At 42.9% G+C, this 15164-nt stretch carries 16 protein-coding genes and 2 pseudogenes; 12 read left to right on the forward strand and 6 right to left on the reverse strand.

The window, feature by feature from the left end:
* Positions 1-4: 4 nt before the first annotated feature.
* Positions 5-1312: a histidinol dehydrogenase gene (gene hisD / locus WH96_RS17110; protein WP_047765434.1), complete on the reverse strand. Its 1308-nt coding sequence runs from the start codon at positions 1310-1312 to the stop codon at positions 5-7.
* 158 nt (positions 1313-1470) lie between these two features.
* Complete coding sequence (locus WH96_RS17115; protein WP_047765435.1) at positions 1471-2445, reverse strand: LysR family transcriptional regulator; 975 nt, start codon at positions 2443-2445, stop codon at positions 1471-1473.
* Between the two features lie 296 nt (positions 2446-2741).
* Between WH96_RS17115 and WH96_RS17120 the strand changes: the two genes are divergently transcribed.
* The 5 genes from WH96_RS17120 (at position 2742) to tenA (ending at position 7318) form a co-directional block, all read left to right on the forward strand.
* A complete protein-coding gene (locus tag WH96_RS17120) occupies positions 2742-3761 on the forward strand; it encodes a taurine ABC transporter substrate-binding protein (protein WP_082130550.1) in 1020 nt (339 codons plus the stop codon).
* A 105-nt stretch (positions 3762-3866) separates the two neighbouring features.
* A complete protein-coding gene (locus WH96_RS17125) occupies positions 3867-4670 on the forward strand; it encodes an ABC transporter ATP-binding protein (protein WP_047765467.1) in 804 nt (267 codons plus the stop codon).
* A gap of 4 nt (positions 4671-4674) precedes the next feature.
* Positions 4675-5946: an ABC transporter permease gene (locus tag WH96_RS17130; protein WP_047765436.1), complete on the forward strand. Its 1272-nt coding sequence runs from the start codon at positions 4675-4677 to the stop codon at positions 5944-5946.
* Positions 5947-6243: 297 nt separating this feature from the next.
* Complete coding sequence (locus tag WH96_RS17135) at positions 6244-6558, forward strand: ferredoxin family 2Fe-2S iron-sulfur cluster binding protein (RefSeq protein WP_047765437.1); 315 nt, start codon at positions 6244-6246, stop codon at positions 6556-6558.
* A 79-nt stretch (positions 6559-6637) separates the two neighbouring features.
* Positions 6638-7318 carry a thiaminase II gene (gene tenA, locus WH96_RS17140; protein ID WP_047765438.1) on the forward strand — a complete coding sequence of 227 codons (681 nt, stop codon included), beginning with the start codon at positions 6638-6640 and terminating at the stop codon, positions 7316-7318.
* 92 nt (positions 7319-7410) lie between these two features.
* Here tenA and WH96_RS17145 read toward each other — a convergent pair whose 3' ends face one another.
* A complete protein-coding gene (locus WH96_RS17145; protein ID WP_047765439.1) occupies positions 7411-8667 on the reverse strand; it encodes a cation:proton antiporter in 1257 nt (418 codons plus the stop codon).
* A gap of 176 nt (positions 8668-8843) precedes the next feature.
* Here WH96_RS17145 and WH96_RS17150 point away from each other — a divergent pair, with 176 nt between their 5' ends.
* Genes WH96_RS17150 through WH96_RS17160 form a run of 3 tightly spaced genes read left to right on the forward strand, consistent with a single transcriptional unit; the run spans position 8844 to position 10021 of the window.
* Positions 8844-9029: a hypothetical protein gene (locus WH96_RS17150; protein ID WP_047765440.1), complete on the forward strand. Its 186-nt coding sequence runs from the start codon at positions 8844-8846 to the stop codon at positions 9027-9029.
* Between the two features lie 13 nt (positions 9030-9042).
* Entirely contained in the window at positions 9043-9528 is a 486-nt protein-coding gene (locus WH96_RS17155; RefSeq protein ID WP_156176844.1) for a hypothetical protein, read from the forward strand.
* Between the two features lie 49 nt (positions 9529-9577).
* Positions 9578-10021 (forward strand): methyltransferase family protein, encoded by a 444-nt coding sequence (locus WH96_RS17160; RefSeq protein WP_047765442.1) that lies wholly within the window; start codon positions 9578-9580, stop codon positions 10019-10021.
* 14 nt (positions 10022-10035) lie between these two features.
* Here WH96_RS17160 and WH96_RS17165 read toward each other — a convergent pair whose 3' ends face one another.
* Positions 10036-10575, reverse strand: a complete 540-nt coding sequence (locus tag WH96_RS17165; protein ID WP_082130554.1) for a DUF2000 domain-containing protein — start codon at positions 10573-10575, stop codon at positions 10036-10038.
* A 114-nt stretch (positions 10576-10689) separates the two neighbouring features.
* Between WH96_RS17165 and WH96_RS17170 the strand changes: the two genes are divergently transcribed.
* Positions 10690-11592 (forward strand): LysR family transcriptional regulator, encoded by a 903-nt coding sequence (locus tag WH96_RS17170; protein WP_047765443.1) that lies wholly within the window; start codon positions 10690-10692, stop codon positions 11590-11592.
* Positions 11593-11656: 64 nt separating this feature from the next.
* Entirely contained in the window at positions 11657-12505 is an 849-nt protein-coding gene (locus WH96_RS17175; RefSeq protein WP_218045078.1) for a substrate-binding periplasmic protein, read from the forward strand.
* A 140-nt stretch (positions 12506-12645) separates the two neighbouring features.
* Here the strand turns inward: WH96_RS17175 and WH96_RS17180 are convergent.
* A pseudogene (locus WH96_RS17180) lies at positions 12646-13389 on the reverse strand (IS6 family transposase).
* A gap of 539 nt (positions 13390-13928) precedes the next feature.
* Here WH96_RS17180 and WH96_RS17185 point away from each other — a divergent pair.
* Together WH96_RS17185 and WH96_RS17190 are read left to right on the forward strand one after the other, a co-directional pair.
* The gene (locus tag WH96_RS17185; RefSeq protein ID WP_047765445.1) at positions 13929-14366 is read left to right on the forward strand and encodes a hypothetical protein; all 438 of its coding nucleotides are present in this window, start codon (positions 13929-13931) and stop codon (positions 14364-14366) included.
* Between the two features lie 41 nt (positions 14367-14407).
* A complete protein-coding gene (locus tag WH96_RS17190; RefSeq protein ID WP_047765446.1) occupies positions 14408-14701 on the forward strand; it encodes a hypothetical protein in 294 nt (97 codons plus the stop codon).
* Between the two features lie 150 nt (positions 14702-14851).
* On the opposite strand, the pseudogene WH96_RS17195 reads toward WH96_RS17190, so the two are convergent.
* Positions 14852-15164: pseudogene (locus WH96_RS17195) on the reverse strand (DDE-type integrase/transposase/recombinase); the annotation flags it as partial.

A 15164-nucleotide genomic window follows, 5' to 3' on the forward strand; every position in this document is an offset into this window, starting at 1 on the left:
AACTTTAATCATACCGTTGTTGATTAGAAACTTCGAAATCCCAGGTCATTTCAGGGTGATATTTTTGTAATCTCCAGTCACAAGCCCTTGCATGAGCATCCATACCCTCCATTCTGCTAATTCGTGATGCGATGGCACTAAAGGTCAAGTTGGCTTCTTCATTGATTTTTTGCCAAGTTAAAATTTTTAAAAATTTCAGTACATTAAGTCCACCACTATAGCGGGCGGCACCTTTTGTCGGTAGTATGTGATTAGTGCCTGAACATTTGTCACCATGTGTGACGTTTGCCCCTTCACCAAGGAACAGAGAGCCATAGTTTTTCAGATGTGTTTTCCACCAGTCGAGATCTTTCGCAATGACCTGTAAGTGTTCACTGGCGTAACGGTCTGAAACAGTGCAAATTTCTTCACGAGTCTCACAATAAATAATTTCGCCATGGTTCGCCCACGCTTTGGCAATTACGTCCCCGCTGGGAAAGTCACGTGCAATCTGTGGTAATATACGATTAACAGCATTGCCCAGGTCTTTTGATGTTGTAAATAGCCAAACGGGGGAGTTCGTACCATGCTCGGCTTGCCCTGCCAAATCTATCGCAACGGTCATAGGATCTGCTGTTTCATCTGCAATAACGGCACTTTCTGTCGGCCCGGCAAACACATCAATGCCAACTTCCCCAAATAGCAAGCGTTTAGCTTCTGCAACGTAGGCATTTCCTGGCCCGACCAGCATGTCAGCAGGTTTTGCACCAAAAAGCCCAAAGGCCATAGATGCGATAGCCTGAACACCACCCATTTCAAGAATTAAATCTGCCCCGGCGAGATCCATTGCATAGGCAACTTGTGGTGCAATTGCATCGCCTCTGGGGGGGGACGCTGCAACAATAAAAGGTACGCCTGCAACTTTTGCAGTGGTTATACTCATTAAAGCGGATGCAGCATGTGCATAACGTCCTCCGGGTACATAGCAACCAGCTGAATTAACAGGGACTATCCGTTGGCCAAGATGAACCCCGGGCTCTGTCTCCATGTCAAATTCCTTAAGGCTTTCTTTCTGCGCTTCTGCAAATCGTTTAATTTGCGTATAAGCAAAATTAATATCGGCCTTTTCCTGTTCCGTTACTGTTGCTATCAGGCGTTGTTTTTTCTCTTCACTTAAAGCGAAGTTGCCCTCCCAGCCATCAAGAGATTGCGCATATTCTGTTACTGCAACTTCATTTCTGATGCGAATATCTGATAGCATTGATTCAACGGTTGACTGTATTATTTTATCCTCAGCGTCATTTTTGTCTTTGGGGCGTTTTATGTGTTCCATGACCAGATCCTCTGCGTTTATTCATTGCTCTTGAAGCAAGATTTTTAAAAATACCAATGACCTGCTTGTCATTTCACACATTGAAGGGGAATATTTCCAGCTTGATTCGTGATGTTCAGGATTTCTGAAAAGTGAATTCAAAAATTAGGATAAACTAGTTAGCTTTTGATGATTTTAATGACATCACTCATATGTGGGACGATATTTGCAAACCTTGGGATAACCTGGTTTTCAATAATATGGCGACATTCTTCAGACAGATGGTTGGGTAAATTTCCCAATTCCAAAGCTCGTGAAATCATATACAGTTGCCGGGAAAATGCAGGAAATGGGACTGCAAAAACATCAACTTCAGAAATGAAACGTTCTGCGTCCAATAAGTTAAGCGGTGTCGTAATGGCCCAACCGTTTGTTTGGGCAACAAGTGCGATGACTGAACGTGAGGCCTCTAGAGCAAATTTTTGTGGAACATTAAAGCGCACCCTTTTCAGATGTTGCGTAATTGTACGCCCCATGGGAATGGCTTCCGAGTAATGGATGAAAGGTGCTTGTTCTAGCTCTTCAAGGATATGTTGTTTATTAGTGATAAGATTTTTTGCTGTAACAAGAATAAATGGTTCACGCACCAAAGGTATTGAGTGAAAGCCAGCAATATCTTCTGGAATGTTGGCTGAAACACATATATCCGCAACTCGTTGTTGCAAGAGTTCTATTATATGATCAGATCTACCGGAATAAGCATTTACAAAACAGTCTTTAAATCGTGTTTGCAAGCCCGTAACCAGGGCAGGGGTGAGCGAAGTATCTAAATCATCGATGATAGCAAGTGTTAGTTTGGGTAGGTCTGTGAGGTTATGTTCTGAAAGTTCTGCCTGGGCATTTGCTACTGCTTTAAGTATTTTCAAAGCATGGGCCTGTAACATCTGACCTGCGGGAGTTAATTTTAACGGTCTTGAATGTCGATCAAATAATTTAGCTCCAACAGCTTCTTCAAGAGCCGTGATTTGTTGTGATACACCTGACGAACTTCCTCCGATCCTTTTTGCGCCGTCACTCACCGATCCTGTTTCTTCTACGGCAACGAATGCGCGTAAACCGCGTAAGGTAAGTTCGGGATAATTTCTGGTTGACATATCTTTAAATCTTTCAATCAGAGATTTTTGTGTTGTAAGGAAATCTGCCTGATATTTCCTTCATGGAAGAGAATTAATTCAATAATACCACGTGTTTGCGTGTTATGATTTCGTTATTATGGGAAAAATAAAATATTTAGAATAGATAAAGAAATGTTTTAAGTTATCTAAATATTCCTTCCTTTACTTGACAGTCAGGCCTTATCTCCCCGCCAATATGGCTGTGAAAAACGCTGAAGATAACAATTTTACGATTAAATAGAAGATGCAAAATCTTAAAACAGGGAGTAAAATCAATGAAGTTTTTCAAAAAAATAAGCTCAGTTACTGCTTTGACAATGTTGTCGGTTGGTACGTTGGCGACGGTTTCCGGTGTAGCTTCGGATGTACGTGCTGAGGATTTAACTGTTGCTTATTTTCTAGAATGGCCGACACCGAATCAGTTTGCACAGGCAAAGAAAATATATTCAGAGGAATTGGGTGTCGACATCAAGTGGGTATCTTTTGATTCAGGAACTGCGATGTCTGCCGCAATGGCCTCTGGTGATGTTCATATCTCATTTTCGCAAGGTATACCTCCATTTGTTGTTGCTGTATCTGCTGGACAAGATTTGCAAATAGTTGATGTTGCCGTTTCATATTCCGAAAATGACAACTGTGTCGTTCGGGAAAGTCATGAAATTACAAAAGATAATGTAAAAGAGCTTGAGGGTAAGCAAGTCGGGGTTCCTCTTGGAACTGCAGCACATTATGGTTTCCTCAAACAGATGGATCATTTCGGGGTCGATACCTCAACGATGAAAATCGTTGATATGGCACCTACAGATGGTGCGGCGGCATTTGCCTCGGGCAATCTTGATATGGTCTGCGGTTGGGGCGGGGCACTTCGTCGAATGAAAGAACACGGTAATGTGCTGATGACGGGACGTGAAAAGGAAGAACTTGGAATTCAGGTTTTTGATGCAACGACTGTCTCCACCGCATGGGCGCAGGAAAATGCTGAACTATTGTCAAAGTTTCTCAAGGTTACTGCTGATATGAACGCGAAGTATGCCGGGGGGAAAGCAAATGAAATGCTGCCAGTTATAGCCAAGGCTGCGGGTATGGACGTTGAGGTAGCAAAAGATACACTGGATGGATTTGTTTTTCCAACTGTTGAACAGCAGTTGAGTGATAAATGGCTTGGAGGTGGGACACAAAAATTCCTTAAAGAGGTTGGAGATTTTTTTGTTGAGCAAGGCACTATTCCAAAAGCACTGATTAGTTACGATGGAACTGTTGATGCAAGTTATCTAGAAGCTGCATCCAAAATGTAAATAACATTGCACGACGCCCGTATTTTATAGGATTTGTGTCTGAATACGGGCGTTTTTTCTGTGTTGGTGCTTTTTGAGTTTTGTATGGAGGATGCTTTGGTGAGCATGGATCAATCGTCACTACGTATTGATAATGTGTCAATGACCTTTAGTTTGCCGGGGGGAAATTCTATTGAAGCATTAAAAGATGTTTCTTTGGGGCTTTCAGCGGGGGAACTTCTTTCTGTTCTTGGCCCGTCGGGTTGTGGAAAAACTACTCTTTTGAACATTATTGCTGGATTCCTCGCCCCAACGGCAGGGAAAATTGTTTTGAATAGTCACGAGGTAACAGGGCCTGACCCTGAACGTGGAATGGTTTTCCAGCGAGGAGCCCTTTTTGAATGGATGTCTGTTCGTAAGAATGTTGGCTTTGGTCCGGCCATGAAAGGAGTTCCTGCAAAAGAAATCAGAAGCCGAGTTGATGAGTTATTGGAAATAGTTGGCCTTCATGAGTTTGGAGATAAGGCTATCTATGAATTGTCGGGGGGAATGCAACAGCGTGTTGCCTTGGCCAGGTGCTTGGCGAATGATCCTGATGTTATTTTGATGGATGAACCGCTTGGCGCTCTTGATGCGTTAACGCGGGAAAAAATGCAAAGCCTGATCCTCAAAATTTGGAAGAACACGGGTAAAACCGTAATACTTATTACCCACTCTGTAGAAGAGGCCCTTCTTTTGGGGCAACGATTATTGGTTATGGCTCCCAGGCCTGGCCGAATTCATAAAGAATATAAATTACCTTTTGCTGAAATGGGGGTGAATACTGATCTCCGGGATGTGAAAAAACACCCTGATTATGGGAAAAAGCGCGAAGAGATTCTATCCATGATCTGGGAAATGGAAGAAGAAATTATGGGCAGAAAGGAATAAAATCATGATCGTTTTGATGATTTATGTAGCTATATTTGTTCTAGCCTATATTGCGTATCATTTTATTGTAGGCAAGTCGGTGTCCAATTTGGGGTTTAATGCACGTAAAACGGTCACGTTTGGGGATGAAAGTGCAGTTACGCCTAACCGATCGGCCTCTGTAATTTCGATCATTTCAATATTCGTTATCTGGGGTGCTTTTACTGGATCACAGATATCTCCGATTCATGTGCCAGGCCCTTTTATTGGTGATACGTCTTTTTTATATACCGCAACAAATGCTCAGAATCAGACAAGTGATGCGAAAGTTTTCATTCGTGTCAGTCGGGTTGGCGAGGATGCCGGAATACCTGAAACTTCCGATGAAAGTCAGAATGGTTTCGCAAGGGATGATGCTCTAAAAGTTGCTGCTTGGCGTAGCGGACTTATTCGTGTGCAAAAAAATGATGAAGGTGGCAAGGAAGAGGGATATCGTGTCACTGCGATTAATGGCCATCCAATCGCACCTTTGCAATCTGTTGGTGTTGAGGATGGTGTGGTGAACATGACGGCAAAAGGCAGTTTGTCTTTTGTGCCCTATAAGGGCTGGCAAATGGAACCAATCTGGTTGCCTGCACCAGAAGCTATTGTTACGCGTCTTTTTGAAATTATCCAAGATGGATATCAAGGCGTTGCGCTTTCAGAAAATATTGGCTGGTCGCTTTTTCGAGTAATTGTTGGTTTTGCGTTGGGAAGTCTTGTGGGGATCCCACTTGGTTATGCAATGGGGTTAAATAACTGGTTTCGAGGATGGTTTGATCCTATCGTAGAGTTCATGCGGCCTATTCCTCCTTTGGCATTGATTCCGTTGGTGATTATATGGTTCGGTATTTGGGAACAAGGCAAGATTAGCCTGCTTTTTCTGGCTGCTCTGTGGATCATGACAATATCTGCTCGTGCAGGCGTGTCTGGTGTGAATATTTCAAAAGTACATGCTGCATACTCTCTTGGCGCATCAAAATTACAGATATTGCTCCATGTGATTATACCCAATTCTCTTCCCGAAATATTCACCGGTGCTCGAGTAGCAATGGGGGTGTGCTGGGGAACCGTTGTGGCTGCGGAATTGGTGGCCGCGGAAAAAGGAGCTGGTAAGATGATTATTGCGGCTTCTAAGTTTCAGCAAACTGATATTGTAATCATGGGGATTATATTGATAGGGATCATTGGGTTTGGCATAGACATTTTGATGAGAATGGCTGAAAAAGTACTCGTTCCCTGGAAAGGTAAGGGATAATTTTCCTTAACTCTTTGGTGCTAACATTTGATTAGGGGCTGTTATGGCTTGGGGTATGAAAAAGGCGGAATGAAATAATTTCCGCCTTTTTCATAGTTTTTTTCTGGCATAACTTTAGAGTCTTCAGGGCAATAACAGTGTCAAAATGCAATAAATTATAAAAGCTAGGTGAAAACTGCTTCACATTTTATCCACAAGCAGCGTATATAGGCTGAAATATTCAGGAATTGCCACAATCGAATGATGGCCGATCAGGCAGATAATGGCTGGTTGAGGGTATGTTAGGAGAATTGGCAGATGCCAAAAATGACTTTTGTCGAAAATGACGGAACTGAAAAAGAAGTGGATGCACCACTAGGTCTTTCCGTCCTTGAGATTGCTCAACGTAATGATATTGATATCGAAGGTGCTTGCGAAGGGTCGTTGGCTTGCGCAACATGTCATGTGGTTATTGATCCCAGTTGGTATGGCAAGCTGGAAGAAGTATCTGAAGATGAGGAAGATATGCTTGATCTTGCCTTTAATCTGACAGAGACATCGCGTTTGGGATGTCAGTTGATTATCACCGAAGAACTGGACGGTCTTAAGGTTAAGCTTCCAGACTCACTTTGAGTAACGGTACATATCTGGCGGTTTGGTCCTCAAGCCGCTTTTTTCTTGTTTGAAACCTAACAACTGAAACCGTCTAATCATGTCTTTCTATGAAGATCTAAAAGCACAGTGCCCTGATGACTGGACATCATATGTCTATCACCCCTTTGTTCAGGGGATGGGCGAAGGTACTTTACCAAAAGAGGCTTTTAAGCATTATCTCATTCAGGATTATCTTTTCTTGATTAACTTTGGCCGTGCTTATGCGCTGGCCGTTTTCAAGAGCGATAATCTGGAGGATATGCGTCAGGCTGCGGCGACGATGAACGCATTGCTAAATGATGAGATGCAGTTGCATATCAACTATTGTGCCGAGTGGGGAATTGCAAAGGATATCCTCGAAGCAGAGAAAGAAGCATCGGCGAACCTTGCTTACACACGTTATGTGATGGAGCGCGGACTTTCCGGCGATATTCTGGATTTGCTGGTTGCTTTGGCCCCCTGCGTCATGGGCTATGCCGAGATTGGATCCCGTTTGGCCGAAGAACATATGGCAGATATGGAAAATAACCCCTATCGCCCTTGGATCGAAATGTATGCCTCTAGCGATTATCAGCAAGCTGCCGCAGGTGCGTATGGTCAGCTGGAACGGGTGGCAATGTCCCGACTAGGCGAAGACTATCAGAATTCAGGCCGTTGGAAAGATCTGTGCAATACCTTTGCAACAGCAACCAGACTGGAAGCGGGTTTCTGGGAAATGGGTATGACCGGATCTATGTAAGGTCGTTTGGCTTTCTGTAATAGGTATAAAGGCAGTGAAGGTTTTCATCACTGCCTTTTTTATACGCAACTTTGTTTATGTTCTGGGTCTGTTTATTTTACAAAACGTTCGACGACTTTCTTGACTGTTAAGCCCTGAATGACAATCGAGAAAATAACAACGCCATAGGTAATGGCAAGTAAGCTCTCTTTTTCTGGAATATTGGGAAGTGAAAGCACCAATGCAACAGAAATGCCACCACGAAGACCTCCCCACGTGAGTACGGCAATGGCTCCGGGCGTGTATTTGGCTTTGAGGCTTAATAGGCTGATGGGAAGGCCGACGGCAATAAAGCGCGCAAGAAGAACAACGGGGATCATAAGCAAGGTGGCCACGAGATTTGTTGCTGTTTCTGTAATTGCCAAGATCTCAAACCCTATGATCAGGAAGAGGGCCGCATTGAGAATTTCATCAAGTAAGGTCCAGAATTTGTGCACGTGGTCTCGTGTACTGTCTGACATGGCAAAGCGCATGCCTCTGTTGCCAATAAGAAGCCCGGCAATGACAACGGCAATGGGCCCGGAAAAGTGCAGGGCGTACGCCAGACTATAGCTCATCATCACCAATGCGAGCGTGATCAGGACTTCTATGGTGTATTCATCGATACTTTTTAGGGCCAGATAGGCAATATACCCGGTGGCAAGTCCCAGAACGGCACCGCCGCCTGCTTCCAGTAAAAAGAGGCGTGTTATTTCATAGGCACCAATGGCATCATCTGACGGGGACTGAGTAGCAATGGCAACCAGAATTGTAAAGACGACAACTCCGACGCCGTCATTGAATAAACTTTCCCCGGCAATCTTGGCTTTGAGCGATCTGGGAACTTTTACTGTTTTAAGAATACCAAGAACGGCAACAGGGTCGGTCGGGGCGATAAGGCTACCAAAAATCAAGCAATAAATTAGTGGAATTTCAAGATTGATCAGGCCTGTTAGATAAAACATCGAAAAGCCGATCAGAAAGGTGGATATCAGGACGCCAAAAGTTGCCATAAGTGTAATGGCATATTTGCGATGTAACAGATCCTCTATGTCGACGTGGAGTGCGCCAGCAAAGAGAAGGAAAGACAACATGCCTTTCATCAGGGTTTCATGGAAGTCAATTTGTGCGAGAGAAAGTCTCACAGCGTTTTGAATACCCAACTCTGGCAAGATAACATCAACCAGCATCACGATGAGTGAAGCGATCAGGGCAATAATGACCAATCCGATAGAAATCGGCATTCGAAGCCAGCGGTGATTAATGTATCCGAAACAGGCTGCGAGCGTGATGGTGATAGCGGCAATATTAAAGAGAGAAAGAGTTGGCATAAGCAAATCGCTATTTTCAAAAAAATGGATGTGTCAGCTTATCGTGCAATACGGCGAGTTCAACAAGGGAAAGTGTCTGTTTCTATATTTCTGGGCATAACAACTGAATATAAATAAATCGTCAGGTTTCTGTAAGGAATGCGCTCTATATCTATTACGTTAAGAGCTTTGTGAACATGACACAGGTTCTTTGCTTTAAAGCAAAGGGTTATAAAATTGATGCAACTCAAAGTCTTAACGGTACTTTTGCGGCAGGTTTAATTGAAGATAAAGAAACGTTTTGGTGTGTAAATGCAGGACCTGAATTTAACTATATTTACAATGATCAATGCAACTTCAGACACAGCTCTATGGTTGATTGATTGGGGGCGGTTTTTGTCGTGGTGGCCACAGCTTATTGCGGTTTCGGGATTGTTTATCCTCATTCTGCGTAAAAATGAGAATATTGTTAATGGGATTTTGCCTGTCCTTGTAACTGTTGGCATGGCGATTGGCCTAGATCATTTGGTCGCGTGGATTTATCCATTGGTGACTCCGGGTGATATCAGCGTTGGATATTCCTGGATGAGAGGGGCTTCTTTAGGGCAGTGGATGGGACCTTATCCAATCTTTTTATCCACACTTACATTGGCGTGTATGATCTGGTTCAGGAGCTACCTGTTCTGTTGCAGCCTTTTTTGTCTTAGCATTGTAAATGCTTGGGGGGTGATTTTGGTTGGAAAGTATTTTCCGTCCCAAATTTTGCTGGGCATGATCATCGGTGCTGTTAGTGCCCTTTCGGTTATTCTGTTCGGTTGGGGCCAGAAAAAAGTACGGTATTATCTCATGTCCAGTCAGGAAAATTTAAGTACGATGTCCTGAGCGAAGTTTAAAATTCATCTAATTTATACTTGATTAAAGGTTTGAGAATATGCAGAAATTATTACCGCCTCTTTTCTTTTTAATCTGTGTTGTGATGATGGTTTTACTGAATACCTACTATCCGATCATCCGCTTTTTAGAATATCCGTGGACACTGATCGGCCTTTTAGATCTTGTCGGCGGTTTGAGTATAACTTTGATCGCGGGCGTCCAGTTCATCCGTGCTAAAACCAATTTAAAAACGTTTAACAAGCCCGACGAGTTTGTAATATCCGGGCTTTTTAAGTTGAGCCGTAATCCTATGTACTTGGGTTTCGCGATTTCAGCGTTTGGTGTGGGGCTGTATTTGGGCGCGTTGTCGCCTTTTTTGATCTGCGCTTTATTTATCGTTGTTGTTGACCGGTGGTACATCGCCTACGAAGAAGGTGTGATGGCCCTGACTTTTGGTCAGGCTTATGTGGAATATAAGGCTAGGGTTCGGCGCTGGATATAATAAAAGAGATGTTTTTATCGAAGAAGTCCAAGATTCCCAGTGAATTTGTTGATCAATTTTTTAGTGCCATATAGGGCTATACCGCAATAGTTTAGTTGATCGACGGGTGTCGTAAGCATTTTGTTTGAATATTGGGCATAGGTCTGGGTTGTTCGTGTTGCGGTAATTAGATCTACAACTGTTAGTTCCGGTTCATGGGGGCGTAGTTTTTCGCGAATTTCATGCAATAATGGCGCGGTTCCTTTTAGGATCGGGATGGGCAGAACTGTAATTCCCTGATGTGGGCTTCCGTTACTATCGACCATATCCTGCCCGATTATTTCCGGATGTTGTTTTCCGATTGAGAGCGAAAGGACTGAAGCAGTGTTGGCTATAAAGCCAATGGGCATTTCCTGATCAACAACAATAACACATTTATGTGTTGAGGGCAGATTATTGGAAGCCTCAACTGATGTCGCGGTTGATATTCGGGATGGATTTACCTTTCTGGTCAAAAAGCTATTGGTGCCAGTTGTGTCGTTCTTAGCTCTGTCTGTCTCAGCTATATCGTCCATCTTCATTTATCCGTTATAAATTTCTGAATACTGTAAAACCTGACAACTGTAGCTTTCTTATCTTTGTCTGATAATATGAGTTAATTAAATTCCACTGTTTGAAAATATTGATTAATGATTGATGAATTACGTGCAATGGCAGTCTTTGCAAAGACTGTCGAAGTAGGATCTTTTCGGGCAGCATCCAGAGAATTGGCGCTGTCACCTTCTGTGGTAAGTCACCATGTTTCTCAATTGGAAGACAAGCTGGGTGTCGCGTTGCTATATCGCTCAACCCGGCGTCTATCGTTAACCGACGATGGAGAAAAGCTTTTTGGCTATGCAAAGGAAATGTTGGCACTGGCTGAAAATGGTTTCGATGCCATTGCTCAAAGAGCCTCTGAGCCCATGGGAAAGTTAAACATTACGTTGCCTGCTGGGTTTATTCATGGACCAATAGTGGATGATCTCGCAAGTTTTGCGCAGATTTTTCCCAAGATAAATCTTTCTGTTAGTTTCAGTGATCATCAACAGGATATTATTCGTGACGGCATTGATCTGGCCATACGTGTGGGAACAATCGAAGACAGTACCCTGAAGTCGAAAAAATTGACTGATCTCAGGCGTAAGCTCGTTGTTTCACCGGATTATTACAAAAAACATCCGGAACCACGAAAAATTCAGGATTTGCAGGGGTGGGATTTCATCGGTCTCACTATGCGGCCTAATAACAAGCTTTTAACAAATGAATCAGGGAAATCCGTGCGATTAACCTATGAGCCACAGATCGTTCTGGATAGTATTCATGCGGTGATACAATTGGCGAGGGCGGGAGCAGGGGTCATTACTCCGCCAGACTTTTTAGTCGCTGATGATATCGAGCAAGGACGTATGCTCGAACTCTTTCCTGAATGGACAGTGGAAAGTTTGCCTGTTTACGTCATCTGGCCGCCCAATGCTCCTCGCGAAGGTCTGACACATCGATTTATTGATTATCTTGGGGGGTGCGAAAAAAAACGAAGGTCACTAGATGAATAATTTCTATTTGATTTAAGGCATAAAAGAAGAAACAACAAAGGATATAGCGTTAAGGAAATTATTAATGTTTTTTGCTAAACTAATGGGCGTGCGAGGTTGGTATATAAGCTTCTCTGACGGGAGAACAGAATTGGCACCACAATTGTCGATCGTTCAGTTCAAGCGCTTACTGCTTTTTTGTCTTGGTCTGTTTTGCCTCTCTGCACGGGCTGAGAGTAAAGAGGTCACCATTGGCATGGGTAATTTTGCACCCTATTACATAGCCGAGGGTGAAACAGGTATCTTTACTGATATTATTGCCGCAGTTTTTCACGAGCTTCCTGATTATGAACCAGTTTTTGTCTTTGGACGCCCGAATAATCGGTTGTGGCAAGATTTTAGCCGCCGCAAGGTCGATGCTGTTTCCAATCTTTTTGACAGCGTAGAGGTTGGCGGGTGCCGATCTGATCCGGTTTTCAGATTTCGGGATGTCGCAATAACCCACGTAGAAACTGAGCTTTCTCTCCAAAAAATTGAAGATCTCAAAGGGTTGAATATCATTGCTTTTCAGGGGGCAAAAGAATTTTTTGGCCCAGAATTTTCCTCAATAGCTCAAGAAAGTATTTTTTCAGTTGCTTCTGAACCTGGTGTACAGGCACAGGCTCTGTGGGATGGCCGTGTGGATGTCAGCGTTGGGGATCTTTTTATTTTTTTGAACAGTTTGAAAAAAATAAGCGGGAATGATGCATCGGCAAGTATGTTCAAAATTCATGATATACTACCCGTTGTTTATAGCCGGATGGGATTCTGGGATGATCGTCTTTGTGCTGAATTCAACCGCGCTTTGCAGAAGATAAAAGATAATGGTGAGTACGAAAAAATATATGACCGATATTTGCGTCTACTCGGGGTAGAAGCCAATCTTGGCAGTTAAAGCAATGGTCCTTTGGATTTTTTAGGTTAAATACTGCTCGCTATCTCTTCCAACCAGACTTTTACAAGATGAATATGTTCTGTAACGAGGGCTCCGTTGCAAAAACTTAACCTGGTCGCAAAACTCCTTTTTGACGGATTTCAGGCATAAACCCCAAACAAGCGGTTAATGAATCTTGCCTCTGCTATTGGTCCTGTTTCGCCGAGCATCCATAATCTAAACTGACCCTTTCTAAACATTCTCATGACTTCAAATCCCTTGATGGTGGCGTAAGCCGTTTTCATGGTTTGGAAGCCTAGGGTGGACTTAATTAGTCGTTTAAGTTTGCCGTGATCTCCCTCAAGCCTGTTATTCAGGGATTTAATTTGTCGATGTAAAAGCTCATTAGGGATCTTGCCTTCAGCTTTCAACTCCCTGATAGCTTCTCCATATGTCGGAGCCTTGTCTGATGAGATCGACACAGGGACATATCTCTTATTGCGTTTGAGGGCTTTGCTAAGGAAGCGCTTGGCTGCTTTGGTGTTGCGCGTTGCGGACAAATAAAAATCGTGGGTATCTCCATCCTTATCAATCGCTCGATACAAGTACTTCCACTTCCCTTTAACCCTTATATAGGTTTCGTCAACCCGCCAGGAATAGGAACGGCTTCTCTTATACCAGTGGAGTTTCTTTTCCAACTCGGGGGCATAACGTTGAATCCAACGATAAAGCGTTGAATGATCGACCTCAACACCCCGTTCAATCATCATTTCTTCAAGCCTTGCTCGTCAGGGTCATGGAATGGCCTGAGAGAGAGATCTATAGCTGATATCGTATTTGCAATACCAACGAACGCATTGAAGGATGACCGTGCCATGATAATGTCGCCACTTGAACTCAGACATTGAGAAAATCCCGCTAGGAATATGAAAATCTACTGTAGAGTAATCTTGGGAGGATTTTTTGCAACGGAGCTCTATATTTCAATTATTGGGTGTGCATAAAATTAATGTCAATTTAAATCTGCATGCCCCTCATATGCCAACAATATATAACATAATGTACTTTATGTTATATATTGTTTGAGATTATTTGCTTCCAATTATGGTTTGTTACTTAGAACGCGAGAAACGACAAAACCGGTGAGGATCAGAGCGGTTAAAGTTATTAAAGTTAGAAGGTGTTCATTAGAAAGAGATTTGTATATTTCAAGGATTGTCTCAATCTGTTCCATGTCCAAAGCCTTTCCTTAATGTTCGCATAGTTATAATTTTTACGAACAAATACGACTAATATTTAGTAATATGCGCCATTTTTTGATTGTATATACGACATTAACGCTATCCAATGACTTCAAATTTGTTGTTTGAAGCAATAAATATGTGAAATAAACAGGAACCAGAAATAAATTTGTCTGCAGGCCAGTGACTCTAGGGGAATCATCATGGCAAACAAATCGTTCAAGCAAGCACTCTTTTTACCTGTCGTTGCAGTTATTGGCGGCTATCTGGCATTGATTGTCAGTGACCTTTTGCCCTCGCCGCATTTTTTTGTGCCTGAAAGCTGTTATGAAGTTACCTCAACAGTTCATGGATCCGGAGAAACTTATGACCATCAATACTGCTTTAAAAACTGGGGCTTTGTTTGTCATGTTGAGCATGAAAACTTTACGGACAAGGCCTTAAACAATACGGGCTATCAGAATAAAGAGTGTTTGGATAATTCAATTAAATTCACTGCAGAGCATGGCGATCACCACACAACAAGTATCTTTAGTTTTAAGGATGATGGCCAAAGTATTGATGGAACTTTTGGTATGATCTCCAAAGATGCATCTATTGTGTTAACAGGTAGGTACTCAGGCACCCGAATTGGTAAATAATATTGATTTTACCTAAATCTATCCAGATAAAAGAGGGAAATATGTCAGCTGTCGCTACAGAGCTATCAAATGCCCAAATCGAGTTTTATGATCTTCTAAATCAAGGCCCGCCACAAATAGTGAACTACTGGAATGAAGGTCACTGTCGTACCGGAGAATTGCTTGAGGCAATGAATTTTTTATCTCGTAGCGAAAAGCTTATGGCTGAATTTTATCTGATGGTTTGGTATGGAAATCAAAAACAGGGATTTGATCTTACCGAAGCCTGTTCTGTTCTGGACCAGAATAACCGTGAAATTATTGCCTCTTGGGTGAAAAACCCTTTTTGGCCGTAGAAAGTAAAAGTATGAGGCTCCGTTGCAAAAACTTAACCTGGTCGCAAAACTCCTTTTTGACGGATTTCAGGCATAAACCCCAAACAAGCGGTTAATGAATCTTGCCTCTGCTATTGGTCCTGTTTCGCCGAGCATCCATAATCTAAACTGACCCTTTCTAAACATTCTCATGACTTCAAATCCCATGATGGTGGCGTAAGCCGTTTTCATGGTTTGGAAGCCTAGGGTGGACTTAATTAGTCGTTTAAGTTTGCCGTGATCTCCCTCAAGCCTGTTATTCAGGGATTTAATTTGTCGATGTAAAAGCTCATTAGGGATCTTGCCTTCAGCTTTCAACTCCCTGATAGCTTCTCCATATGTCGGAGCCTTGTCTGATGAGATCGACACAGGGACATATCTCTTATTGCGTTTGAGGGCTTTGCTAAGGAAGCAGCTTGGCTGCTTTGGTGTTGCGCGTTGCGGA

It is taken from the genome of Kiloniella spongiae, assembly GCF_001026905.1.
GTDB classification, from domain to species: domain Bacteria; phylum Pseudomonadota; class Alphaproteobacteria; order Kiloniellales; family Kiloniellaceae; genus Kiloniella; species Kiloniella spongiae.

Excerpts from the sequence above, each read along its gene's own strand:
- hisD (WP_047765434.1), bottom strand. The coding sequence starts at position 1,312 with ATGGAACACATAAAACGCCCCAAAGACAAAAATGACGCTGAGGATAAA.
- WH96_RS17115 (WP_047765435.1), bottom strand. The coding sequence starts at position 2,445 with ATGTCAACCAGAAATTATCCCGAACTTACCTTACGCGGTTTACGCGCA.
- WH96_RS17120 (WP_082130550.1), top strand. The coding sequence starts at position 2,742 with ATGAAGTTTTTCAAAAAAATAAGCTCAGTTACTGCTTTGACAATGTTG.
- WH96_RS17125 (WP_047765467.1), top strand. The coding sequence starts at position 3,867 with ATGGATCAATCGTCACTACGTATTGATAATGTGTCAATGACCTTTAGT.
- WH96_RS17130 (WP_047765436.1), top strand. The coding sequence starts at position 4,675 with ATGATCGTTTTGATGATTTATGTAGCTATATTTGTTCTAGCCTATATT.
- WH96_RS17135 (WP_047765437.1), top strand. The coding sequence starts at position 6,244 with ATGCCAAAAATGACTTTTGTCGAAAATGACGGAACTGAAAAAGAAGTG.
- tenA (WP_047765438.1), top strand. The coding sequence starts at position 6,638 with ATGTCTTTCTATGAAGATCTAAAAGCACAGTGCCCTGATGACTGGACA.
- WH96_RS17145 (WP_047765439.1), bottom strand. The coding sequence starts at position 8,667 with ATGCCAACTCTTTCTCTCTTTAATATTGCCGCTATCACCATCACGCTC.
- WH96_RS17150 (WP_047765440.1), top strand. The coding sequence starts at position 8,844 with ATGACACAGGTTCTTTGCTTTAAAGCAAAGGGTTATAAAATTGATGCA.
- WH96_RS17160 (WP_047765442.1), top strand. The coding sequence starts at position 9,578 with ATGCAGAAATTATTACCGCCTCTTTTCTTTTTAATCTGTGTTGTGATG.
- WH96_RS17165 (WP_082130554.1), bottom strand. The coding sequence starts at position 10,575 with ATGGACGATATAGCTGAGACAGACAGAGCTAAGAACGACACAACTGGC.
- WH96_RS17170 (WP_047765443.1), top strand. The coding sequence starts at position 10,690 with ATGATTGATGAATTACGTGCAATGGCAGTCTTTGCAAAGACTGTCGAA.
- WH96_RS17175 (WP_218045078.1), top strand. The coding sequence starts at position 11,657 with ATGTTTTTTGCTAAACTAATGGGCGTGCGAGGTTGGTATATAAGCTTC.
- WH96_RS17185 (WP_047765445.1), top strand. The coding sequence starts at position 13,929 with ATGGCAAACAAATCGTTCAAGCAAGCACTCTTTTTACCTGTCGTTGCA.
- WH96_RS17190 (WP_047765446.1), top strand. The coding sequence starts at position 14,408 with ATGTCAGCTGTCGCTACAGAGCTATCAAATGCCCAAATCGAGTTTTAT.